This is a genomic window from Stenotrophomonas sp. YJH_SMC_46 (genome assembly GCF_059370315.1).
Genome location: NZ_JCAFTO010000007.1, coordinates 120,509 through 143,408, shown reverse-complemented (window position 1 = coordinate 143,408; position 22,900 = coordinate 120,509). Strand labels below are relative to the sequence as shown.

Below are 22,900 nucleotides of genomic sequence, written 5' to 3'. Positions count from 1 at the left end.
TGTGGCGACGAGCAACGGCTTTGACTGATGTGGAGGTCTTGCAGGCCTCTTTGGCGACCTGCAGTTTGAAACGAGCGTCGTATCTGTTCATGTATCCCTCGGGGTTGGATCTGGCGTCCAACTCCCGGGGGTCACTTCACCTTGGGGGCTTGGCCGCGGCATCCATGCCGCGGACACCCCCGCGTACCCACCCCGCCCGGCCTCTGACAGTTTCCGTGTGCTGCCAGCCACGGAAGAGAAAAAGAAAATCAAAAGCGGGTCGCGCACTGCGCGCGCTCGCAGTAATCCATCTTCTTCCCTCGTTCCTCCCACAGCTTCTGAGTTGCCAGTCGAGCAAGCTCGACCTTACGACGTGCGTCCATCCGTCACCGGGAAACTGTCGAAGGCGGGTCGGGAGGGGCAGGCAGGACCGTTGGCGCCATGGATGGCGCCATCGAGCCCCCAGGGATGGGTTTACGGCGTGTCCTGCCTGCCCCTCCCGACCCGCCCAGCACGTAGAAACCCAGAGCCATGAACCAAGCTGTTGCCGTTGCTTTTGCGGGTGCTCTGGCTTGAAACGGGTGCCGGGCAGCGCCCGGCCGGGTATCCTTTCCCTCTGATGTCCGACCTTGTCCATGCCAGCCGCGAAGCCCTCAGCGACGGCGGCGCGCTCGCCTCGCATCTGGACGCCTTCGTCCCGCGCCCGGCCCAGCTGCGCCTGACCGAAGCCATCGCCGATGCGCTGCAGCAGCGTGACCTGCTGCTGGCCGAGGCCGGTACCGGCACCGGCAAGACGTTCGCCTACCTGGTGCCGGTGCTGCTGTCCGGGTTGCGCACCATCATCTCCACCGGCACCCGCGCGCTGCAGGACCAGCTCTACCACCGCGACCTGCCGCGTGTGCGCCAGGCACTCGGTGTCGGCCTGCGCAGTGCGCTGCTGAAGGGACGTTCGAATTACCTGTGCCGCTACCGCCTGCAGCAGGCGCGGGGCGAGCCGCGCTTCTCAAGCCCAGAACAGGCGGCGCAGTTCCAGCGCATCCTGGCCTGGTCCGGACGCTCGGAGTTCGGCGACATCGCCGAACTGGACGGTTTGGCCGATGATTCGCCGCTGCTGCCGATGGTCACCTCCACCGTCGACAACTGTCTGGGCACCGACTGCCCGTTCTGGGAAGACTGCTTCGTGGTGCGTGCGCGGCAACGTGCGCAGGCGGCAGACGTAGTGGTGGTCAACCATCATCTGCTGCTGGCCGACCTGGCATTGAAGCAGGATGGCTTCGGTGAGCTGCTGCCGGGGGCGCAGGCCTTCGTCATCGACGAGGCGCATCAGTTGCCTGAACTGGCCGCGCAGTTCTTCGGCGAAGGCTTCGGCATGCGCCCGTGGCAGGAGCTGGGCCGCGACTGCCTGGCCGAAGCGCGCGGCGTCGGGGGGGCGCAGTCGGCGCTCCAGGAACCGGTCGACCACTTGCAGCAGGCGCTGCTGGCGTTGCGTTCGGCGATGGAGGGGCTGCCGCCGCGCGGCACGCAGTGGCGTGCGCTGACGATGCCGCAGGTGCGCGATGGCTTCGACACGGTGATGGCGGGGCTGGTGACGCTGGAGCAGGCCTTGCAGCCGCTGCGCGAAGCCGCGGCGGGCCTGGATGCCTGCCATGCGCGGGCGCGTGAGGCGGTTTCGCGGCTCGGTCGCTGGCTGGGTGATGACGAACCCGCCCTCGACTTCGATACCGATCCTGCGGACACCGGCAATGCCACCGATGTGCTCTGGTATGAGCTCACCCCGCGTGGTTTCCGCTGCCAGCGCACGCCGATGGACGTGTCCGGTCCATTGCGCGAGCATCGCGAACGCAGCCGAGCCGCATGGATCTTCACCTCGGCGACGCTGACCGTGGGCGGTGGTTTCGATCACATCGCCACCCGCCTCGGGCTGGACGACCCGCAGACGCTGGTCCAGCCGAGTCCGTTCAATTGGCCCGAGCAGGCGCTGTGTTACCTGCCTGAAGGCCTGCCCGATCCGGCCGCACGTGGTTTCGGAACCGCGCTGATCCAGACCCTGCGGCCGGTGCTGCAGGCCTCGCAGGGCAGGGCGTTCCTGCTGTTCGCTTCGCATCGCGCCCTGCGTGAGGCCGCCGAGGCATTGCGCGATGGGCCATGGCCGTTGTTCGTGCAGGGTGAGGCGCCGCGTGCGACGCTGCTGCAGCGCTTCCGCGAATCGGGCAATGGGGTGCTGCTGGGCTCGGCCAGTTTCCGCGAGGGCGTGGACGTGGTCGGCGAAGCGTTGAGCGTGGTGATGATCGACAAGCTGCCGTTCGCGGCCCCGGACGACCCGGTCTACGAGGCACGCCTGGAGGCGATCCGCAGCCAGGGCGGCAATCCGTTCCGCGACGAACAGTTGCCGCAGGCGGTGATCGCCCTGAAGCAGGGCGTTGGCCGCCTGATCCGCAGCGAAAGCGACCGGGGCGTGCTGGTCCTGTGCGATCCGCGCCTGCTCAACCGTGGCTATGGCCGGGTCTTTCTTGAGTCGCTGCCGCCGTTCCGGCGCACCCGCAGCCTGGCCGATGTGCAGGCCTTCTTTACGCCACAATGGGCGCCCGTGGCCGATGATGCCGTTCCGACCGCCGCCGCCGCGGCGGGCCCGGAGCCGGCGCCCGGTGTCACGTTCCCCCTGTTCTGACCTGATCCGATGAAACTGCTCGCCTTTGAAACCGCCACCGAAGCCTGTTCCGTTGCCCTGCATGTCGATGGACAGGTACTGGAACGTTTCGAGATCGCCCCGCGCCGGCATGCCGAACTGAGCCTACCGTGGGCCGAGGCGCTGCTGGCCGAAGCCGGCATCAGCCGCCGCCAGCTGGACGGTATCGCGCTCAGCCGCGGTCCTGGTGCTTTCACCGGCGTGCGTCTGGCGATCGCCATCGCGCAGGGCATCGCACTGGCGCTGGATCGTCCGTTGCTGCCGGTCTCGACGCTGCAGGTGCTGGCGCTGCGGGCACCGGCGGAAGAAACGCAGATCCTGTCGGCGATCGACGCACGGATGGGAGAGTTGTACGTTGCGCGCTTCGAGCGTGTGGACGGCCTGCCGGTGGCACGCGATGCCGAACGCGTGTGCGCACCCGCTGCGGTAGCGCTGCCGGAAGGGCTGTCGGCCTACGGTGTCGGTACCGGGTTCGCCGCAGCCGAGGGTGCGCTGGTCGCGCAGCTCGGCACAGGTTTGCGCGGATTCGACGCCACGGCATTGCCGCGTGCGTCTGACGTGCTCGCACTGGCGGTGCCGGCGTTCGCCCGCGGCGAAACCGTCGCACCGGAGAAGGTCGAACCAGCATACCTGCGTGACAACGTGGCACTGACCCTGGTCGAGCAGCAGGCCGCGCGCGAGGCGAAGGCGAAGGCCAACGGCTGAGCCCCTCGTGGCGGAGTTGGTCGCGTAGATCAAAAGCCGTGGTTTGGCCGGGCGGGTGGGCTGCGCAGGGGGCGCTGCAAGTACGTCCATGTAAGCTCGGTCGCCGCATCCATGCGGCTCACGCCCCTGCGCAGCCCACCCGCCCGGCCTCTGACAGTTTCCGTGCGCGTCCGCCACGGAAGATCAAAAAAAGAAAAGTCAAAATCAAAAGCGGGTCGCTTCGCTTGCATCCACGCGTGGCGTGGATGTGTATCGACCCAGGTCGACACCTACCAAAGCAATGGTGCGCCGCGATCTATCAGAGGCGGGGCGTGTCGGGCGGCGGGGTATCCGCGGCATGGATGCCGTGCTAAGCCTACACGGACGTACTTGCGGCGTCCCCGCCGCCCGACACCGCCTCGCCACGCTTCAGTACACCAACCGCCGCTGTTGCTGTTGCCGTTGCTCTAGCCTTTCAGCGGGTCCCGGGCCGCAGGCCCGGGCAACAAACCCTACCGGTCGTCGCGCAGTTCGCCGCCGGGCAGGAACACCCACGTGCGGGTGACCTGCAGGATGTCGATCTCATCCTCGGTCTTCGGCAACGGCGGGAACGGCTGCGCCAGCTTCACCACCCGCAGTGCCGCCTCATCCAGCAGTGGCGTTCCGCTCGACCGCAGGATCCGGCTGCTCTCCACGCTGCCATCGCGGCGCACGCCCACGCTGATCACCACCTGGCCGCCCAGCCGGCGCTGCCGGGCCTCGTCCGGGTAATTCAGGTTGCCCACGCGCTCGGCGCGGTCAACCCAGGCCCGCAGGTAATTGGCATAGGCATACTCGCGCGTGCTGGCCGACACGAACTTGCGGTTCGGGCGCTTGGCGTACTGCGCCGAGCGCAGATGCACTTCTGCGGCCAGTCGGGCCATTTCCACATCGCGCTGTTCGCGCGCACTCAGCGGGGCGTCCGGTTCGGGCTGATCCGGCGTGGGGCGGGACTGGGCCTGCGCGACCGCCTCTTCGCCATTGCGGCTGCTGACCACCCGTGCCTGTGGCGGCGGGACCGGCGCGGCCGATTGCTGCTGCTGTGGGACCGGGCTCAAACCGGGCTGCGCCTGCGGCACGATGCCGGCCTGGTTGTCGCGCGGACGCTGTGCGCGGTCGTGTTCGCCACCGCCATCCTGGTTGGCTGCGGCAAGAAAATCGGCCTGCTTCGGCGTCAGCGCGGTGCGGGTCTGGCTGAAGATCACTTCCAGCGTGGGCACCAGCGGTGCATCGCCTTTCACGGCGAAGCCCACGCCCAGGATCAGCAGCGCGTGAACCAGCACCGACAGCGCGATGGTCGCCCCCAGCCGTTGCGCTTCGCGTGGTGGCGGGGGCAGGACGGCAGGTGCGGTTGCCATCAGCGCAGGCCGGCCTCAAGCGCGTCGAACAGGGTGCCGGCGATGTTCAGGCCGAACTGTGCGTCCAGTTCGCGTACACAGGTCGGGCTGGTCACGTTGACCTCGGTCAGGTAATCGCCGATCACGTCCAGGCCGACGAAGCGCATGCCGCGACGCTTCATCTCCGGGCTGACCTGGGCCGCGATCCAGCGGTCGCGCTCGCTCAGCGGACGGCCTTCGCCGCGGCCACCGGCAGCCAGGTTGCCCCGGAACTCGTCGCCCTGCGGGATGCGCGCCAGGCAGTAGTCGACCGGTTCGCCATCGACCAGCAGGATGCGCTTGTCGCCGGCCGTGATGTCGGGAATGAACTTCTGGGCCAGTGCCAGTTTGCGGCCGCCGTCGGTCAGGGTTTCCAGGATCACGTTCAGGTTCGGATCGCCCTGGCCGCTGCGGAAGATCGAGCGGCCGCCCATGCCGTCCAGCGGCTTCAGCACGGCCTGGCCATGCTCCAGCGCGAAGGCCTTCAAGGCCTTGGCGTCGCGGCTGACCAGGGTCGGCGGGCAGCACTGCGGGAACAGCAGCGCGGCCAGCTTCTCGTTGTAGTCGCGCAGCCCCTGCGGATTGTTGACCACGCAGGCACCGGCGGCCGCAGCCACGTCCAGCACCTGGGTGTCGTAGATGTACTCGGCGTCGACCGGCGGATCCTTGCGCATCAGCACGATCTGGCCGGGGCCGAATTCGGTACGGCTGAATGCGCCCAGCTCATACCAGCCAGCCGGGTCGTCGCGCACCTGCAGCGGCGCGGTCTGGGCCACTGCCACGCCACCCTCCAGGGCCAGGCCGCCCGGGCGCACATAGTGCAGGGCATGGCCGCGGCGCTGGGCTTCCAGCAGCATGGCGAAGGTGGTGTCCTTGGCGATCTTGATGTGGGCGATGGGGTCCATCACCACGATGACGTTCAACGGCATGGGCGCACCTGTCAGGCAAGGCGTTGATGGTAGCGGCAACGCCGGTCGCGCGCCTCCCTGCCATACTGCAACGCAGCGTCCGCCCGGCGCTCGCGCACTCATTGCGAAACCCGTCACGTTCAGGAGGCTGCCATGCCCCGCGCCATGGGGCGGCCTTGAAGCGGGCGCGGAAAGTGCGATATAGATACGCTTTCGTAGCGGCCCCCGCCAGAGATCGGGCCGTGCGCTTGGGGATAGGCAATGACTGAAAACACGACTGCGGGCGGGGAACTCGCAGGACTCCGGGTGATGGTCATCGATGATTCGAAGACCATCCGCAGGACTGCGGAAACACTGCTCAAGCGGGAAGGCTGCGAGGTGGTCACCGCCACCGACGGCTTTGAAGCGCTTGCGAAGATCGCAGACCAGCAACCGCAGATCATCTTCGTCGACATCATGATGCCGCGCCTGGACGGGTACCAGACCTGTGCGCTGATCAAGGGCAACCAGCTGTTCAAGGCGACCCCGGTCATCATGCTCTCGTCCAAGGATGGCCTGTTCGACAAGGCGCGGGGACGCATCGTCGGCTCGGAGCAATACCTGACCAAGCCATTCACGCGTGAAGAACTGCTGGGTGCCATCCGCACATACGTCAACGCCTGACCAGGGGGGAAAGGCACAATGGCTCGTATCGTTCTGATCGAGGATTCACCGACCGACCGCGCGGTGTTCACCCAGTGGCTGCGCCGTGCCGGCCACGAGGTGCTGGAAGCGGACAACGCCGAGGATGGACTGCAGCTGGTCCGCGACCAGGTGCCGCAACTGGTGCTGATGGACGTGGTCCTGCCCGGCATGAGCGGCTTCCAGGCCACCCGCGCGATGGCCCGTGACGCAGCGATCAAGCACATCCCGGTGATCATCGTCAGCACCAAGGCGATGGAAACCGACAAGGCCTGGGGCCTGCGCCAGGGCGCGGCCGATTACATCGTCAAGCCGCCGCGCGAGGATGAACTGATCGCGCGGATCAACGAACTGGTGGCCTGATGCGCTCGCCTTTCGACATCCTCGAAGCCTATGAACGCCGCAGCCTGGCCCACGCGGTGCAGCTGCCCGAACGGCAGTTCGCCCAGGACCTCTGGCGTGGCGTGGGCTACCGCGTCGGCCAGCGCCGGCTGGTTTCCGATTTCCGCGAAGTGGTGGAGATCGTGCCGATGCCGCCGGTGACCCCGGTGCCAAGCGCGCAGCCCTGGCTGCTCGGCGTGGGCAATCTGCGCGGCAACCTGTTCCCGGTGGTCGACCTGAAGTACTTCCTGGAAGGCGTGCGTACCGTGCAGCAGGAAGGCCAGCGAGTGCTGATCATGCGCCAGGCCGGTGGCGACGTCGCACTGACCATCGATGAACTGTTCGGCCAGCGCAGCTTCGAACTGGACCAGCAGATCGAGGCCGGCATGCTGGCCGAAGGGCGCTACGGCCATTTCGTCGATCGCGCCTTCCATGCCGACGGCCACGACTGGGGCGTATTCTCGCTTTCGCTGCTGTCGCGCACCCCTGAATTCCGGCAAGCCGCGGCCTGAGGCCAGGCATCGCCCCCTGCATTGAAGATCGAGGTTGAACGATGAGTACTGCTTCGGACGCCACCAAGACCGGCAAGCTGCGGCTGGGCGGCAGCAACCTCTGGCTGTTCCTGCTGCTGGCATCGATGATCCTGTTCGGCGTCAACACCGGCGTCGCTACCTGGCAGGGCAGTCGCCTGGCCGATGCCGGTTCCAAGGCGGCCGACCTGCAGGTGCTGTCGCAGCAGCTGGCCAACCAGGGCCGTGACGCGGTGGGCGGCAACGCGCAGGCGTTCACTGCCTTCAAGGCCACCCGCAACGCGATCGAACAGAATGTGTCGACCCTGCAGGGCCGCTATGGCAAGGAGCCGGGCGTGTCCGGTGCGATCGCCACGCTGGGCGAGACCTGGGCGCCGCTGGGCAAGCAGGCCGGGCAGCTGGTGGCCAGTGAACCGGCGGTGCTGGCTCTGGCCGGCAACGCCAACAACTTCACCGGCGCCGTGCCGGGGCTGCAGGCCCAGCTGAACGAGCTGGTGCGTGCGATGTCCGCTGCCGGCGCGCCCTCGTCGCAGGTGTACAGCGCACTGCAGCAGGTCGTGGTGGCCGGCTCCATGGCCCGCCGCGTAACCGAAATGCGCGCCGGTGGCAGCGGCGCTGCTACGGCCGGCGATGCGCTGGCGCGTGACATCACCGTGTTCTCGCAGGTGCTCGACGGCCTGCGCAATGGCAACGAGGAACTGGGCATCACCGCCGTGCGCGGTGCCGCTGCCGTGGCCGCGCTGGAACAGTCGCAGCAGAAGTGGGAAGCGATGAAGCAGGACGCTGACGCGATCCTGGCCAGCTCGCGCCAGCTGTTCGCGGCGCAGTCCGCCGCCACCGCGCTGGGCCAGGGTTCGGCCCACATGCTGGATGACAGCCGCAAGCTGTTCGACGCGTTCTCCTCGTTCGGCTCGGTGTCTGACACCCGCCTGTTCCCGAACTTCTGGATCGGTGTGGTCTCCGGTGCGCTGTCGCTGATCGCGATCATCGGCTTTGTTTCCACCAACGTGCGCAGCCGCTCGCGCGAGCAGGAACTGCGCTACCAGACCCAGGTGGAGTTCAACAGCCGCAACCAGCAGGCGATCATGCGGCTGCTGGACGAAATCTCCTCGCTCGGCGAGGGCGACCTGACGGTGAAGGCCTCGGTGACCGAGGACATGACCGGTGCCATCGCCGACGCGATCAACTACGCCGTCGACGAGCTGCGCCACCTGGTGACCACCATCAATGACACCTCGGCCAAGGTCGCGCTGTCCACCCAGGAGACCCAGGCCACCGCCATGCAGCTGGCAGAGGCGGCCGGCCACCAGGCCAACCAGATCACCTCGGCGTCGGACCGCATCGGCGAAATCGCGGCAAGCATCGAACAGGTGTCGCGCAACTCGGCCGAGTCGGCCGACGTGGCACAGCGCTCGGTGGTGATTGCCGCCGAAGGTGCCGGCGTGGTGCGCGAGACCATCCAGGGCATGGACCAGATCCGTGACCAGATCCAGGAAACCTCCAAGCGCATCAAGCGCCTGGGTGAGTCGTCGCAGGAAATCGGCTCGATCGTGGAACTGATCAATGACATTTCCGAGCAGACCAACATCCTGGCGTTGAATGCAGCGGTGCAGGCGGCGTCGGCCGGTGAAGCGGGCCGCGGTTTCGCGGTCGTGGCCGACGAAGTGCAGCGCCTGGCAGAACGCACCTCGGGTGCGACCCGACGCATCGAGAACCTGGTGCAGGCGATTCAGGCCGACACCAACGAAGCGGTCACCTCGATGGAACAGACCACCGCCGAAGTGGTGTCCGGTGCACGCCTGGCCGAGGATGCCGGCACCGCGCTGACCGAGATCGAGCGCGTGTCCAATGCACTGAACACCCTCATCAAGAACATCTCCATCGCCGCCCAGCAGCAGTCGGCTGCGGCCTCGGACATCACCCGCACCATGGGCGTGATCCGGCAGATCACCGGCCAGACCTCGCAGGGTGCGGGGCAGACCGCCGAATCGATCGGCCATCTCGCGCAGCTGGCGGCGGACCTGCGCCGTTCGGTCGCCGACTTCAAGCTGCCGGCGTGACGCGGGCAGGGCGGCGAGCAAGGAACCAGTCGATGAAGCATTTCCATTTCCCACGCCAGAACTCGCGCGGCCACCGCGCGGCGGCGAACGGAGCGCGTCCATGAGCAGTCTGCGCGATGCGATGAGCCACGCAGCGCTGGGCTGGGTCAAGCCCGAGCTGGACGAGACCCTGCGCCAGGTGCGCAACGAGGTCGAGTACTACGCCGAAGACCCGAGCGATGCCAGCCGCATGCGCATCTGCGCCGGCTACCTGCACCAGGTGCAGGGCACCCTGCGCATGGTCGAGCTGTATGCACCGGCGATGGTGGCCGAGGAACTGGAACAACTGGCCAATGCCATCGGGGCTGACGGCGTGGCCGACCGTGATGAAGCCTGCGCGACCCTGATGCGTGGCAGCGTGCTGCTGCCCGACTACCTGGAGCGCCTGCAGAACGGGCATCGCGATATTCCGATCGTGCTGATGCCGCTGCTCAACGAGATCCGTGCCGCGCGTGGCGAAGAAGGCGTGCATGACAGCGTGCTGCTGGCATTCGCACCGGACAGCGTCACCGCCACCGAGGCCGAGCTGGACCATGCCCGCGGCAGCCTGAGCGGACGCAACCGCGAGTTGCTGGACACGGTCGGCAGTGCGGTGAAGGAAGAACTGCTGCGCATCAAGGATGCGCTGGACCTGCACCTGCGCACCGGCGGTGCTCCGGAACAGCTGCAGACCCAGGCCAACGAGCTCGGGGCGGTGGCAGATACGCTGGGCATGATGGGCCTGGGCGTGGCCCGCAGCGTGGTCGTGCAGCAGCGTGACGCACTGCGTGGGGTGGTGGAAGGGCGCCAGCAGATCGATGAGAACCTGCTGCTGGATATCGCCGGGGCACTGCTCTACGTGGACGCCTCGCTGGACGACCAGGTCGCCCATCTGGGCGCTGGCGGCAGTGGCGAGGACGATCCGAGCGCGGTTGAGAACCGCCGCACGGTGGAGGTGCTGGCGCATGAAGCCATCGCCAACTTCGCCGCCGCCCGCGAGCATTTCGTCGCGTTCATCGAAACCAGCTGGAACCATGCCGAGCTGCAGGATGTGCCGCGCCTGCTGGGTGATGTATCCGGTGCGCTGCGCATGCTCGATCTGGGCACCGCCGCAGACTACCTGCGTGGCGTACAGCAGTACATCGAGGCCGAGCTGATCGGTCGCCAGCGCGTGCCCAGTGGCCGCCAGCTGGACACCCTGGCCGATGCCATGGCCAGCCTGGAGTACTACCTGGAAGCCCTGCGCGACCGCCGTCCGGGCCGCGAGGACATCCTCGACATCACCCGCAGCAGCCTTGAAGCGCTGCGCTATTGGCCGTTGCCGGACCGCAACGCGGTGGAACCGGTTGCCGCCGCGCCGGTTCCGTTCGCATCGCTGCTGGTGGACCGGGAGCCGGTCGCGCTGCAGGCCGAGCCTTTGCAGCCGGAGCGCATCGAGATTCAGGTTCAGCCAGCCGCGCCCGCCGCCGGCACTGTGCCGGTGCCCTTGCCGGACTTCACCTTTGATCCACCACCGGCCACGCCTGCACCGGAGGTGCTGGACAACCGCCTGATGTTCGGTGCGCTGGGGAACCTTGCATCCACACCGCTGTCGCTGCATGACGACCGCGAGGCGGCGCTGGTCTTCGCCGCCTCCAGCGCGCCTGCGCCCGAGGTGCCGCAGTGGGATCTCGCGCCGTTCCATCCGGACGCCGATCCGGCCGCGAGTGCCGAAGACGAACGCAGCCCGACCTTCGCCAGTTTCGATCCGGTCAGCTTCGAACGCGCCGAAACCGGAATGGAATCGGTGCCGCAATGGACGCTGTTGGAGGCGACACCACCGGTATCGGCTGATGTGGCAGTGGCGGATGTCGAGCACGACGTCGACGCGTCGGTACCCTTTGACACCACTGGCTTTGCAGCGCCGGTGTTCGACCCGGTGGCTGCCGAGCACGATGTGGTTGCTGCCCGTGACGACGTGGTGTTCCGTTTCGACGCCGATGAGCTGGATAACGCCGACGACGTGCTGTCTCTGCACGCCATGGAGACGCTGTCGCTGGACGACGACGCCGGACTGCATCCGTCGCTGGAGACCGTCGATGACGCCACGCCCCAGCCGTTGGACGAAAGCCCCGTGGGTGCCGAAGTCGACGCCGTTGCGGCGGATGTGCCGGAGCACGCGGCCGCGCCGATGGCCGAGGTGCTGACGCCGGCCTCCGATGCACCGGCACCGGCGGTGTCGGTGATTGATATCGACACCATCGCACCGATCGATTTCAGCGAAGCCGACGCACAGTTCTTTGCCGAGCTGAGCGCCGCGGCGGCCGACTTCAATCCGCAGGCCATGGCGGCTCCGCCCGCTGCGGACATCCCGGTCGTGGCTGGGACCGAGGCCGGCTTCGAGGCCGGCTTCGACGACGATGCCGAGAATATCGACGAGGACATCCGCGAGGTGTTCCTGGAAGAGTTCGACGACGAACTGGCCAACCTTGGCACGCTGCTGCCGGCATGGCGCACGCAGCTGGACAACATGGACCGGCTGCGGCCGATCCGCCGCATCTTCCACACCCTCAAGGGCAGTGGCCGACTGGTCGGCGCGCGCACCCTGGGGGAGTTCGCCTGGAAGATCGAGGGCATGCTCAACCGCGTGCTCGATGGCAGCCGGCCAGCCACGCCGGCCGTGCTGGCAATGGTCGACAATGCGCACGCCGCACTGCCGCAGTTGAATGCCGCGCTGCGCCATGGCCAGCGCATCAGCGTGGACCTGCAGGCAATGCAGGCCATCGCCGATCGGGTCGGCGCCGGCGAGGAGACCTTCTACGTGCCGTTGCCGGCTGCGGCCGCACCGGCAGCGACACTGGCCGAGTCCGAAGGCGAAGACGAAATCAGCCGCCTGCTGGACGCCGAGGCCGCTGCGTCGGCGCAGGCCGATGCCTCGGCGGTGGCCGAAGACGCCGGGACCCCGGCCAACATCGACAGCGTGCTGCGCGAGATCCTCGAGGCCGAGGTCGAAGTCCACCAGGCGACCCTGCAGGAGTGGCTGCGCTCGGCACAGCAGGCACCGCAGCCGGTCAGCGACGCACTGCTGCGTGCGGTTCACACCATGAACGGCGCCTTCGCGATGACCGAAGTGCCGGAAATCACCGCCGTTACCGGCGGCGCCGAGTCCTACATCAAGCGGGCTCTGGCCGCCGATGTGGTACCTGGCGACGAGGGTGTCGCCGCGCTGGACGCAGCTGCGCAGGCGATCACCGCGACCATGGAGGCGCTGCAGGCCGAACACCCGCGCATTGCGCCGCAGGATGCGCTGGTGCAGCGGCTGCAGGCATTGGCTGGCGAGCTGCCGGAAGCGCGCTGGCCGCTGTTCGCGTCGGAAGACGAGGATGAAGAGGGCACCGAACCGGCGCCAGATGTCGAGCAGGCATCCGAAGCCGAAGCGCCGCTGGCCGGCCTGGACGCGCTGGGCGAAACCAGCATGCGCGTTGCTTCCGATGCGGCTCCCGATCTCATTGCCGAACCGCAGCCGCTTGCCGAAGATGCGCTGGAACCGGTTCCATCTGCGTCCGACCTCAGGACGCCGGACGTCGCCGCCGACAGTGGCCTGGAAGTCGGCGAGTTGACCGCCAGCGACGATCTTTCGCGTTACTTCGATGCCGGCTGGCCGTCGGTGCAGGGAGAAGATGAACCCGCAGTGGCGTACACCGGCGCGATTGAATCGATCCAGCCGGTGGAGAGTGCGCCTGTTGTCGAAGGGGCCGACGCAGCTGCCGCGCCCACGATCGAGACCGTCGACGACGCTGATCTGACCATGGCCGACGATCTGTCGCCGTACCTCGACGCCAGTGCGCTGCCGGTCGACGACCGCGACGCGGAAGAGCTGCCGGTGTCTGCGGAAGTTGACGCGATCGACCTGAATACGTCCTTGTCCTTTGATTCGGGCAGCGGCGATGACAGCGTCATTGACGACGCTGCTGCATTGCCACTCGACAGCGAGCTGTCGAGCCTGCAGGATGAAATGGCTGTGCCGGGTTTCGCAGAACCGGTCACGCCGGCAGCCGCGCTCGAGGCCGGCCTGCACGTGATCGAGCAAGAGCGGACCCTGGACGACGACGGGCAATGGCCCGTGATCGGCCTCCAGGCCAGCGAACTCGCGCCGGGCGAGGCAGATGCCTTTGCCGAGGATGCGGACGTCGGCGGGGAGGCGGCGGTCGGTGAAGGAGAGAGCGCCGATCAGCCGTCCCCGGCGACGGTGATTGAGGCGTTCAGCGCAGAGGCACGCGTTGGCAGTGGTGCTCCGGTGCGGTTCTTCGAAATGGAAGAGGCGCCGGGCCAGGGCACGATCAACACCGGTGACGGCACGGAGATCGCAGCGGCCGACATCGAGCCCCCTGCGCCGGATGTTGAGCAGGCGCCTGTTGCGGCGGATGCCGAAGACGGCGCCGATGCCGATGCACTTGACTTCAGCGTGTACGACCGCGAGCTGGTCGACATCTTTGTCGAGGAAGGCAGGGACCTGCTCGACCACTGTGATGGCCTGATCAGCGAGCTGCGTGATGCACCGCAGGATCGCGAGGTGCTGGCCGGCCTGCAGCGTGACCTGCACACCCTCAAAGGGGGCGCTCGAATGGCCGGTATCAATGCCATCGGCGACCTCGGCCACAGCATCGAATCGCTGCTGGAAGCGGTGGCCGCTGGCCGTACCGAAATCGAGCGCCGCGACGTGCAGCTGCTGGAACGCGGCTTTGACCGCCTGCACCAGCTGCTCACCCGTACCGGCACCCACCGCGTGGTGGAGCCGGCGCTGGATCTGGTGGAGGCCTTCGAGGTTCGCACCACCACCGATATTGCTGCAGCCGCCACGGCCGCGCGTGCAGCCAGCGAGGCCGAGACCGTGGCGGCGCGGGCTGCGGCCACGCTGACGCCGATTGTCGACGCGCCGCTGTCGGCACCGCTGCCGGCCGAGGGTACGGTCGATGAAGACCCCCTGGCACGTCCGCAGCAGGAACAGGTGCGCGTGCGCGCCGACCTGCTCGACCGCCTGGTCAATCATGCCGGTGAAGTGGCGATCTACCGCTCGCGGCTGGAACAGCAGCTCGGCGCCTTCCGCGGCGCGATGGGCGAACTGGAGCGCACCAATGCGCGACTGCGCGACCAGCTGCGCCGCCTCGACCTGGAAACCGAGGCGCAGATCGTCGCCCGCTACCAGCGCGAGCAGGACCAGGCCGACCAGAAGTTCGACCCGCTGGAACTGGATCGCTTCTCCACCCTGCAGCAGCTCAGCCGTGCGCTGAACGAGTCCGCCGCCGACCTTGGCGGCCTGCAGGGCGTGCTGGACGATCTGTCGCGCCAGTACGATTCGCTGCTGCAGCAGCAGTCGCGCGTCAGCTCCGAGCTGCAGGATGGCCTGATGCGCGCGCGCATGGTGCCGTTCGATGGCCTGGTGCCGCGCCTGCGCCGCGTGGTCCGCCAGGCCGGCATGGATACCGGCAAGCAGGTCCACCTGACTCTGGAAGGCACCCACGGCGAACTGGACCGCAACGTCCTCGATCGCATGGTCGCGCCGCTGGAACACATGCTGCGCAACTCGGTGGCCCATGGCCTGGAAGCGCCGGAACAGCGCCGCGCCGCCGGCAAGCCGGAGGAGGGCGAGATCGCCATCCGCCTGCACCGCGAAGGCTCGGAAATCGTCCTGGAAGTGGCCGATGACGGCGCTGGCCTGGACCGCGAAGCGATCCGCCGCCGCGCCATCGACCGCGGCCTGCTGGCCGCCGATGCGCAGCCGAACGAGCAGGAACTGGACAACCTCATCTTCGCGTCAGGCTTCACCACCGCCGACCAGGTCAGCCAGCTGGCCGGCCGTGGCGTGGGCATGGACGTGGTGCGCAACGAAGTGCGCCAGCTGGGTGGCTCGGTCGATATCCAGTCAGTGCGTGGGCAGGGCGTGCGCTTCACCCTGCGCCTGCCGCAGACGCTGGCGGTCACCCAGGCGGTGTTCGTGCAGATCGGCGAGACCACCTTCGCAGTGCCGGTGGCCTCGGTCAGTGGTATCGGCCGCCTGTCGCGCGAGCGCTTCGAGGCTGCCGACAGCAGCTACCGCTACAGCGGCGAAGACTATCCGCTGTACGACCTTGGCAGCTTGGTCGGCCAGGCCCCGGCGCGTGCCGACGGCCAGGAGCAGGTGCCACTGCTGCTGGTCCGTGCCGGTGATCTGCGCGCCGCCGTCGCGATCGACCAGGTGCTGGGCAACCGCGAAATCGTGGTCAAGCCGGTCGGCCTGCAGATCGCGTCGGTGCCGGGGATCTACGGCGCCACCATCACCGGCGACGGTCGCGTGGTGGTGATCCTGGACGTGGCGCCGCTGGTGCGCCGTTTCCTGGCCAACCCGACGCTGCCGGTACTGGCCAATGCGCCGCGCCAGGAGCGCCAGGTGCCGCTGGTGATGGTGGTCGACGACTCGCTGACCATGCGCAAGGTCACCGGCCGCATCCTCGAACGCCACAACTTCGAGGTCAGCGTTGCGCGCGACGGCGTGGAAGCACTGGAGCGACTGGAAGAGCGGGTACCGGACCTGATGCTGCTGGACATCGAGATGCCGCGCATGGATGGCTACGAGCTGGCTACCGCGATGCGTGCCGACCCGCGCTACAGGGACGTGCCGATCGTGATGATCACTTCGCGCAGCGGTGACAAGCACCGCCAGCGCGCCTTCGAGATCGGTGTCCAGCGTTATCTGGGCAAGCCGTACCAGGAACTGGACCTGATGCGTAACGTGTACGACCTGTTGGGGATCGCCCGTGTCCGTGAGTGAAACCCAGGCGGCTCCGGCCGTTGCCCTGCTGGCCCGTCCCGGCGCGGCGCGCGAGCGCCTGCGCGAGGCACTGTCGCATGCGGATGTGCAGCTGGTGCTGGAAGACGACCCGAACAGCCTTGAGCCGCAGCTGCTGCACGACGCCCGACCTCAGGTCGTGGTGATTGCGCTGGAGACGGCCATTGAGGACGCATTGGAGCGCCTGGAAACGGTGTTGTCCGCACCGGGCCTGACCCTGGTCTTCGACGAGGCCGAACTGGCCGCACGTCGTGATGGCTGGGAGGCCCAGCGCTGGGGCCGTCATCTGGCCGCGAAGCTGCATGGCCATCAGCAGGTGTTGCCGCCGGGGGCCGAAGAAGAACCCAGCCTGCAACTGGCGCCGGGCCATCCGGCACCGCCACCGGCACCGCAGGAAGAAGCGCTGCAGGCGCACCTGGACCAGGCATCGAGCTGGGCCGACGAGGTCCCCGCTGACAGCCTGTACTCGCCGCCTGCGCAGCTGCACGAACCGATTGCGCTGGAACAGGCGCTGGCGGCGCTGCAGCCGGTCGTGCCTGAGCCGCTGGAGGCCCCCGAACCGCCATCGCTGGCGGAGATCGCGCCCGCAGCACCGCCCATTCCGCCGACCTCCTTCGACCACACCGCATGGTCGCTGGTCGATGACGTGGCCGACGTTCCGGCAGCCGCTTCGCAACACGCCGCGCCGGAGGCACCGCTGCCTTCCTTCGATACCGGCCATCTGAGCCTGGTCGATCTGGATGCTGGTGCGCCCGTGGGCGCACGCGCCGGATCGTTGCTGGTGCTGGCCGGCATCGGCGGCCCGGATGCACTGCGTCGCCTGCTGGGCGCGCTGCCTGCATCGCTGAGCGTCCCGGTGCTGGTGCATATGCGCTTGGACGGTGGCCGCTACGGAAACCTGGTCAAGCAGATGGCGCGCGTGTCGCCGCTGCCGGTGCAGCTGGCCGAAGTCGGCCAGCGTGCAACACCCGGTGAAGTGCACGTGCTGGCCGATGACATCGGCGTGCAGGCAGCCAGCGACGGCCTGCATTTCGTCAGCGACGCGCAAGGGATCTCGATTGCCGCGCTGCCGGCTGAGCACACCGCGCTGGTCCTGCTCAGCGGCGCCGACCTTGCGCTTGTGGGGCCGGCACTGGATCTGGCCGCCGCCGGTGCGTGGGTGGCCGGGCAGGTCGGCGAGGGCTGCTATGACCCTGCCGCGGCCACGGCGGTGGTCGCCGCTGGCATGGTGGCCGGTGAACCACAGGAACTGGCGCAGGCCATCGCCTCGCGCTGGGGCGTGGAAGACGATAACGGAGACGCACCATGAGCTATGCCAGCAATGACGAAATCCGAGGCGTCCTGATCCAGGCCGGCAACGAACGCGTGCTGCTGCCCAATGCCACCGTGGCCGAAATGATGTCGCGGGTGCCGGTGCAGCCGGTTTCCGATGCCCCGCGCTGGCTGGTCGGCGAAATCGGCTGGCACGGCTGGCAGGTGCCGCTGGTGTCGTTCGCGCGCCTTTCCGGCCTGGGCGAGGAAGCCGTGGGCGGCCACAACAAGGTGGTGGTGCTGAAGGCCCTCAGCGGCAACGCGCAGCGCCCGTACTACGCGCTGCTGACGCAGAATTTCCCGCAGCTGATCTCGGTGCCGCGCGATGGCCTGCTGGCCGATGCTTCCGAGGAAACCCTGCCGCAGATCGTGCACATGCGCGTGCTGCTGGGTGAGCAGAGCGCGCTGCTGCCGAACCTGGACGCACTGGAAGCCGCCCTGGATTCGCTGGCGGCTTGATCCACCAGGCTGGTAGTGCCGGCTGCCGACCGGCACCGAGCCGAGCATGGCTCGGCTCTACAAGGAAACTGCAATCTGGCGCGGGCCTGTAGAGCCGAGCCTACGCTCGGCTGCTGCCTTGGACGCGCTGGCCGGCACTACAACGAATCAGCCTCACCCCAGATCGCCCAGCCGCGCCTGCAATGCGGCAATCGCGGCCAGCCCGGCGGTCTCGGTTCGCAGGATGCGCGGGCCCAGTTGAAGGCCCTGGAAGCCTGCTGCTGCCAACTGATCACGGTCGCGCGGCGACCAGCCCCCTTCCGGACCGATCGCGATCACGATGCCGCCCGCCGGCGCCGCGTCGAGCGTCGACAGGCGATGGGCACCCAGCGGGTCCAGGGTGAGCCGCAGCGTATCGGGCGGCAGTGCCGCCGCCGCCTGTGCCAGCGACAGCGGCGGGCCCACCTGCGGAATGCGCGCGCGCCCGGACTGGCCGCAGGCCGAGGTCACCACATTGTTCCAGTGCGACACGCGCTTCTCCGCCCGAGCCGCATCCAGCTTCACCTCGGTACGCTCGGCATTCACCGGAATGATCGCCGCCACGCCCAGTTCGGTGGCCTTCTGCAGGATCAGGTCCATCTTTTCGCCTCGGGCAAGGCCCTGCAGCAGGGTGATCGCCAGCGGCGATTCGTTGTCCACCGCCTGCACCGCATCGATGCGCACCTGCACCTCTCGCTTGCCGGCGGCAGTCAGCGTGGCGCTGTAGTCGTGGCCATCGCCGTTGAACAGCACGCAGGTATCACCCTCGCGCAGGCGCATCACCCGCACCAGATGGTTGGCCGTCTCTTCCGGCAGGGTCACGGTCTGGCCGCTGTGCAGCGCCAGGTCGATGGGGCAGCGGGTCACGCGCATGCAATCGCCTCGTCAATCGCCGCCAGCGTGGTATGTGCCAGCAGCTCCAGTTGTTCGTCGTCCACGCAGTAGGGCGGCATCCAGTACAGCACGTCGCCCAGCGGACGCAGTACCACGCCACGTTTCAGCGCGGCCTTGTAGGCATGCAGGCCCAGCCGCATGGCCGGGTCGAAGGGCGTGCGCTTGTTGCCGTCGCGCGACAGCTCGAAGGCAACTACCATGCCGGCCTGGCGCACGTCGGCCACGTGCGGATGGTCGCTGAACGGTGCGGCCAGCGTGCCCATCACCGAGGCGATGCCACGGTTGCGGGCGATCACATCGTCGTCGCGGAAGATGTCCAGCGTGGCCAATGCCGCCGCGCAGGCCAGCGGGTTGCCGGTATAGCTGTGCGAATGCAGGAAGGCGCGCTCGCGTGAGTCGTCGAGGAACGCGTCGTACAGCGCCTGCGTGGCCAGCACGGTGGCCAGCGGCAGGAAGCCGCCGGTCAGGCCCTTGGACAGGCACATCAGGTCCGGCATCACCCCGGCCTGCTCGCAGGCGAACAGGGTGCCGGTGCGGCCGAAACCGGTGGCGATCTCGTCGGCGATCATGAACGCGCCATGGGCGTCGCATAGTTCGCGCACGCGCTGCAGGTAGACCGGGTCATGCATGCGCATGCCGCCGGCGCACTGCAGGCGCGGTTCCAGGATCACCGCACAGATCTCGCCCGGGTGCTGGTCGAACAGCGTGGCAAGGCCATCGGCGGCCTGCCGTGCACGCTCAGCCGGGCTCTGACCGGGCTCAGCCAGGAAAGCATCCGGCGAGGGCGCGAACAGCGCTTCGGCCAGCAGCGGCGCATAGACGCGGCGATACAGCGGAATGTCTCCCAGCGCCAGCGCGCCGAGGGTCTCGCCGTGGTAGCCGTTCTCCAATGCGATGAAACGCGTGCGCTGCGGTTCCCCTCGGTTCTGGAAATACTGGAAGGCCATCTTCAGCGCCACTTCCACGCCGGCGGACCCGTTGTCGGCGTAGAACACCTTGGCCAGTGGTTCGCGGCCAGGCTGGCGTGGGGCCAGTGCGAGCAGGCGTTCGGCCAGGCTGATGGCTGGCTCATGGCCGAAGCCGGCAAGCATCACCTGTTCCAGTTGCCTGGCCTGGGCGGCAATGGCACCACCGATGCGCGGTTCGGCATGGCCGAACAGGTTGGTCCACCAACTGCTGACGGCGTCCAGGTAGCGATTGCCGTCGTGGTCGATCAACCATGCGCCTTCACCACGGGCGATCGGCACCAGCGGCAGGGTATGCGGGTGCTCGCGCATCTGCGTGCACGGGTGCCAGAGCACCTGCAGATCGCGTTGCCGCCAGTGCTGGGCCAGCGGGGAGGGGGTTGGGTCTGCTAGCATTTCGGGCTCATGAACATGTTGCTGCCTGCACATTCTATCGGCACCGGCGCAGGCGCCGGCCGCCGCGGAGATCCCACATGAACGATGACCGTGCCGGGCGTCGCTTGCCGATCATCCATCGGATCACCGATGAGGAGAACGGCCCCTTCCAGCGGCAGCATCTGGACCTGGAGTTCTCCAACGGCGAACGCCGCCGGTTCGAACGTCTGGTCAGCCGAGGTCATGGCGCAGTGGTGGTGGTGCCGATGCTCGACGACGAGACCGTACTGCTGGTACGTGAATACGCTGCCGGCATGCACCGCTATGAACTGGGGTTGGTCAAGGGGCGGATCGATGCCGGCGAGACCCCCGAGCAGGCCGCCGACCGCGAGCTGAAGGAAGAGGCCGGTTTCGGCGCGCGCCGGGTCGATGTGCTGCGCGCGATGACCCTGGCCCCGACCTACATGAGCCACCAGTCGTGGCTGGTGGTGGCACGCGACCTGTACCCGGAAAAGCTGGCTGGCGACGAGCCGGAAGAACTGGAAGTCATCCCGTGGAAGCTGGCCGAGCTGGACCAGCTGATGCTGCGCGAGGACTTTTCCGAGGGGCGCTCGCTGGCGGCACTGTTCATCGCCCGCCAGTGGCTGCAGGGACTGCGATGATCAAGCTGACCACGGACCTGCGCGAGACCGCCATCGCCATCGCCCAGGACGCCGGACGGGCCATCATGCAGGTCTATGCCGATGGCTTCGATGTACAGATCAAGGACGACAGCAGCCCTGTCACCAGTGCCGACCTGGCGGCCAACCAGGTCATTGAACAGGGCCTGCAGCAGCTGACCCCGGACCTGCCAATCCTGTCCGAAGAATCGGCACAGGTGGCCTGGGAGCAGCGCCGCCACTGGGGCGCGTACTGGCTGGTCGATCCGCTCGACGGCACCCGTGAATTCGTCAAGCGCAACGGCGAGTTCAGTGTCAACATCGCGCTGATCTACCAGGGCGCACCGGCCTTCGGCGTGGTGCTGGCCCCGGTGACCGGCATCGTCTGGCATGCCATGCGCGGCGAGCTGGCCTATCGCCGGCAGGGCCTGCACGACACCGTGCTGCGCACCCGCACGCCGGCCACCGTACCGCTGCGGGTTGCTGCCAGCCGCTCGCACCGCTCACCGGAAACCGAGGCCCTGCTTGCAAGGATGGGCCGCATCGAGACCATCGCGCAGGGCTCGTCGCTGAAGTTCTGCCGGATCGCCGAAGGTGGCCTGGATGTCTATCCGCGGCTGGGCCCGACCTCCGAATGGGATACCGCCGCCGGCCAATGCGTGCTGCACGCCGCCGGCGGCGCGGTGCTGTCGGCCGCGACCGGCAAGCCGTTCCGTTACAACCGCCGCGAAACCCTGTTGAACGGCGATTTCATTGCCCTTGGTGACACCAGCCTGCCATGGCGCGACTGGTTGTCCGATTGACCCTGGAGACCGCATGAGCGCGCACGACACTCCCGCCACCGGCAGCGCCGCCACCCATGAGCTGGAGCGCCTGCTGGCGATCATGGCGCGCCTGCGCGACCCGCAGGGCGGCTGCCCTTGGGACCTGGAGCAGAACTTCGCAACCATCGCGCCATATACCATCGAGGAAGCCTACGAAGTGGCCGATGCGATCGATCGCGGCGATCTCGATGATCTTTGCGATGAACTGGGCGATCTGCTGCTGCAGGTGGTGTTCCATGCGCGCATGGCCGAAGAGCAGGGCAGCTTCGCCTTCGCAGACGTGGCCCGCGCGATCAGCGACAAGATGCAGCGCCGCCACCCGCACGTGTTCGCCGAGGTGAGCGTCGACGATGCCCACGGCGTGACGCGCAACTGGGAGGCGATCAAGCGTGCCGAGCGTGCGGCCAAGGGCGAGCAGGACACCTCCGCACTGGCCGGTATCTCGCGCGGCTTGCCGGAGTGGCAACGTGCGGTGAAGCTGCAGTCGCGCGCGGCCAAGGTCGGTTTCGACTGGCCAGGTCCGCTGCCGGTGCTGGACAAGGCGGCCGAGGAACTGCAGGAGCTGCGCGAGGAGTTCGAGCGCGGCGATATCGCCGGCAACAAGGCGCGCCTGCAGGAAGAGCTGGGTGACCTGCTGTTCGTCTGCGCCAACCTGGCCCGCCATGCCGACATCGACCTGGGCGCGGCGCTGCGCGGGGCCAACCACAAGTTCGAACGTCGCTTCCGTGCGATGGAAGCGCAGGCCGACGCGCAGGGGGAAGCGCTGGCCGCGATGGACCTGGATGCGCAGGAAGCGCTGTGGCAGCAAGCCAAGGCAGCGGAGAAAGCGTGAAGACACTCGGCCTGTTCCTGCTGACCGCGCTGGCCGAGATCGTCGGCTGCTATCTGCCGTGGCTGTGGCTGCGCAAGGGCGGCAGCATCTGGCTGCTGCTGCCGGCGGCCGCCAGCCTGGCGCTGTTCGCCTGGCTGCTGACCCTGCACCCGACCGCCAGTGGGCGGGTCTATGCCGCCTACGGTGGGGTCTACATCGGCACGGCGCTGTTCTGGTTGTGGCTGGTCGACGGCATCCGTCCCAGCCGGTGGGACCTGTTCGGTGCCGCCCTGTGCCTGGCCGGCATGGCAGTGATCATGTTCGGTCCGCGCACCTCATCGGTGTAGGGCCGAGCCATGCTCGGCCGCTCTTCCTTCCCACTGCGCCGGCGCGCGCAAGCCGAGCATGGCTCGATGCTGCAAGGGCAGCGATGGTGC

General features: G+C 68.0%; 18 protein-coding genes. 13 read left to right on the top strand and 5 right to left on the bottom strand.

Annotation, left to right across the window (positions count from 1 at the left end; all coding sequences use genetic code 11):
* A partial coding sequence (locus AC5P8C_RS19570; RefSeq protein ID WP_332329010.1) for a transposase occupies positions 1-91 on the bottom strand: 91 nt, incomplete at its 3' end.
* A gap of 507 nt (positions 92-598) precedes the next feature.
* Here AC5P8C_RS19570 and yoaA point away from each other — a divergent pair.
* Both yoaA and tsaB read left to right on the top strand, forming a co-directional pair.
* Complete coding sequence (yoaA, locus tag AC5P8C_RS19565; protein WP_019660101.1) at positions 599-2,647, top strand: DNA repair helicase YoaA; 2,049 nt, start codon at positions 599-601, stop codon at positions 2,645-2,647.
* 9 nt (positions 2,648-2,656) lie between these two features.
* Positions 2,657-3,370, top strand: a complete 714-nt coding sequence (gene tsaB, locus AC5P8C_RS19560) for a tRNA (adenosine(37)-N6)-threonylcarbamoyltransferase complex dimerization subunit type 1 TsaB (RefSeq protein ID WP_019660100.1) — start codon at positions 2,657-2,659, stop codon at positions 3,368-3,370.
* A gap of 491 nt (positions 3,371-3,861) precedes the next feature.
* Here the strand turns inward: tsaB and AC5P8C_RS19555 are convergent, their stop codons facing one another.
* Positions 3,862-4,746, bottom strand: coding sequence for an energy transducer TonB family protein (locus AC5P8C_RS19555; protein WP_021203311.1), 885 nt, complete (start codon positions 4,744-4,746; stop codon positions 3,862-3,864).
* Complete coding sequence (gene gshB, locus AC5P8C_RS19550) at positions 4,746-5,693, bottom strand: glutathione synthase (protein ID WP_495219268.1); 948 nt, start codon at positions 5,691-5,693, stop codon at positions 4,746-4,748. Before gshB ends, AC5P8C_RS19555 begins: the two co-directional genes overlap by 1 nt.
* Positions 5,694-5,933: 240 nt before the next feature.
* Between gshB and pilG the strand changes: the two genes are divergently transcribed.
* From pilG to AC5P8C_RS19515, 7 genes are all read left to right on the top strand, one after another.
* Positions 5,934-6,335: a twitching motility response regulator PilG gene (gene pilG / locus AC5P8C_RS19545; RefSeq protein WP_005418455.1), complete on the top strand. Its 402-nt coding sequence runs from the start codon at positions 5,934-5,936 to the stop codon at positions 6,333-6,335.
* Positions 6,336-6,353: 18 nt separating this feature from the next.
* Positions 6,354-6,716, top strand: a complete 363-nt coding sequence (locus AC5P8C_RS19540; RefSeq protein WP_005410717.1) for a response regulator — start codon at positions 6,354-6,356, stop codon at positions 6,714-6,716.
* Positions 6,716-7,246: a chemotaxis protein CheW gene (locus AC5P8C_RS19535; protein WP_495219267.1), complete on the top strand. Its 531-nt coding sequence runs from the start codon at positions 6,716-6,718 to the stop codon at positions 7,244-7,246. The genes AC5P8C_RS19540 and AC5P8C_RS19535 overlap by 1 nt, the downstream gene beginning before the upstream one ends.
* A gap of 41 nt (positions 7,247-7,287) precedes the next feature.
* Positions 7,288-9,324 carry a methyl-accepting chemotaxis protein gene (locus AC5P8C_RS19530; RefSeq protein ID WP_019660096.1) on the top strand — a complete coding sequence of 679 codons (2,037 nt, stop codon included), beginning with the start codon at positions 7,288-7,290 and terminating at the stop codon, positions 9,322-9,324.
* A 100-nt stretch (positions 9,325-9,424) separates the two neighbouring features.
* Entirely contained in the window at positions 9,425-16,129 is a 6,705-nt protein-coding gene (locus AC5P8C_RS19525; protein WP_495219265.1) for an Hpt domain-containing protein, read from the top strand.
* The gene (locus AC5P8C_RS19520; RefSeq protein WP_134732450.1) at positions 16,116-17,456 is read left to right on the top strand and encodes a chemotaxis protein CheB; all 1,341 of its coding nucleotides are present in this window, start codon (positions 16,116-16,118) and stop codon (positions 17,454-17,456) included. The genes AC5P8C_RS19525 and AC5P8C_RS19520 overlap by 14 nt, the downstream gene beginning before the upstream one ends.
* Complete coding sequence (locus AC5P8C_RS19515; RefSeq protein ID WP_005410712.1) at positions 17,453-17,917, top strand: chemotaxis protein CheW; 465 nt, start codon at positions 17,453-17,455, stop codon at positions 17,915-17,917. The genes AC5P8C_RS19520 and AC5P8C_RS19515 overlap by 4 nt, the downstream gene beginning before the upstream one ends.
* A 153-nt stretch (positions 17,918-18,070) precedes the next feature.
* Here the strand turns inward: AC5P8C_RS19515 and AC5P8C_RS19510 are convergent, their stop codons facing one another.
* Positions 18,071-18,808, bottom strand: coding sequence for a 16S rRNA (uracil(1498)-N(3))-methyltransferase (locus AC5P8C_RS19510; RefSeq protein ID WP_207049964.1), 738 nt, complete (start codon positions 18,806-18,808; stop codon positions 18,071-18,073).
* Positions 18,799-20,190, bottom strand: coding sequence for an adenosylmethionine--8-amino-7-oxononanoate transaminase (bioA, locus tag AC5P8C_RS19505; RefSeq protein ID WP_019660091.1), 1,392 nt, complete (start codon positions 20,188-20,190; stop codon positions 18,799-18,801). The genes AC5P8C_RS19510 and bioA overlap by 10 nt, the downstream gene beginning before the upstream one ends.
* Before the next feature lie 77 nt (positions 20,191-20,267).
* Here bioA and nudE point away from each other — a divergent pair, with 77 nt between their 5' ends.
* Genes nudE through AC5P8C_RS19485 form a run of 4 tightly spaced genes read left to right on the top strand, consistent with a single transcriptional unit; the run spans position 20,268 to position 22,810 of the window.
* Entirely contained in the window at positions 20,268-20,831 is a 564-nt protein-coding gene (gene nudE, locus AC5P8C_RS19500) for an ADP compounds hydrolase NudE (protein WP_019660090.1), read from the top strand.
* Positions 20,828-21,631, top strand: a complete 804-nt coding sequence (cysQ, locus tag AC5P8C_RS19495; RefSeq protein ID WP_019660089.1) for a 3'(2'),5'-bisphosphate nucleotidase CysQ — start codon at positions 20,828-20,830, stop codon at positions 21,629-21,631. The genes nudE and cysQ overlap by 4 nt, the downstream gene beginning before the upstream one ends.
* Positions 21,632-21,644: 13 nt before the next feature.
* Positions 21,645-22,484 (top strand): nucleoside triphosphate pyrophosphohydrolase, encoded by an 840-nt coding sequence (gene mazG / locus AC5P8C_RS19490; protein ID WP_495219263.1) that lies wholly within the window; start codon positions 21,645-21,647, stop codon positions 22,482-22,484.
* A complete protein-coding gene (locus tag AC5P8C_RS19485) occupies positions 22,481-22,810 on the top strand; it encodes a YnfA family protein (RefSeq protein WP_010482716.1) in 330 nt (109 codons plus the stop codon). The genes mazG and AC5P8C_RS19485 overlap by 4 nt, the downstream gene beginning before the upstream one ends.
* The last annotated feature ends 90 nt before the right edge of the window (positions 22,811-22,900 follow it).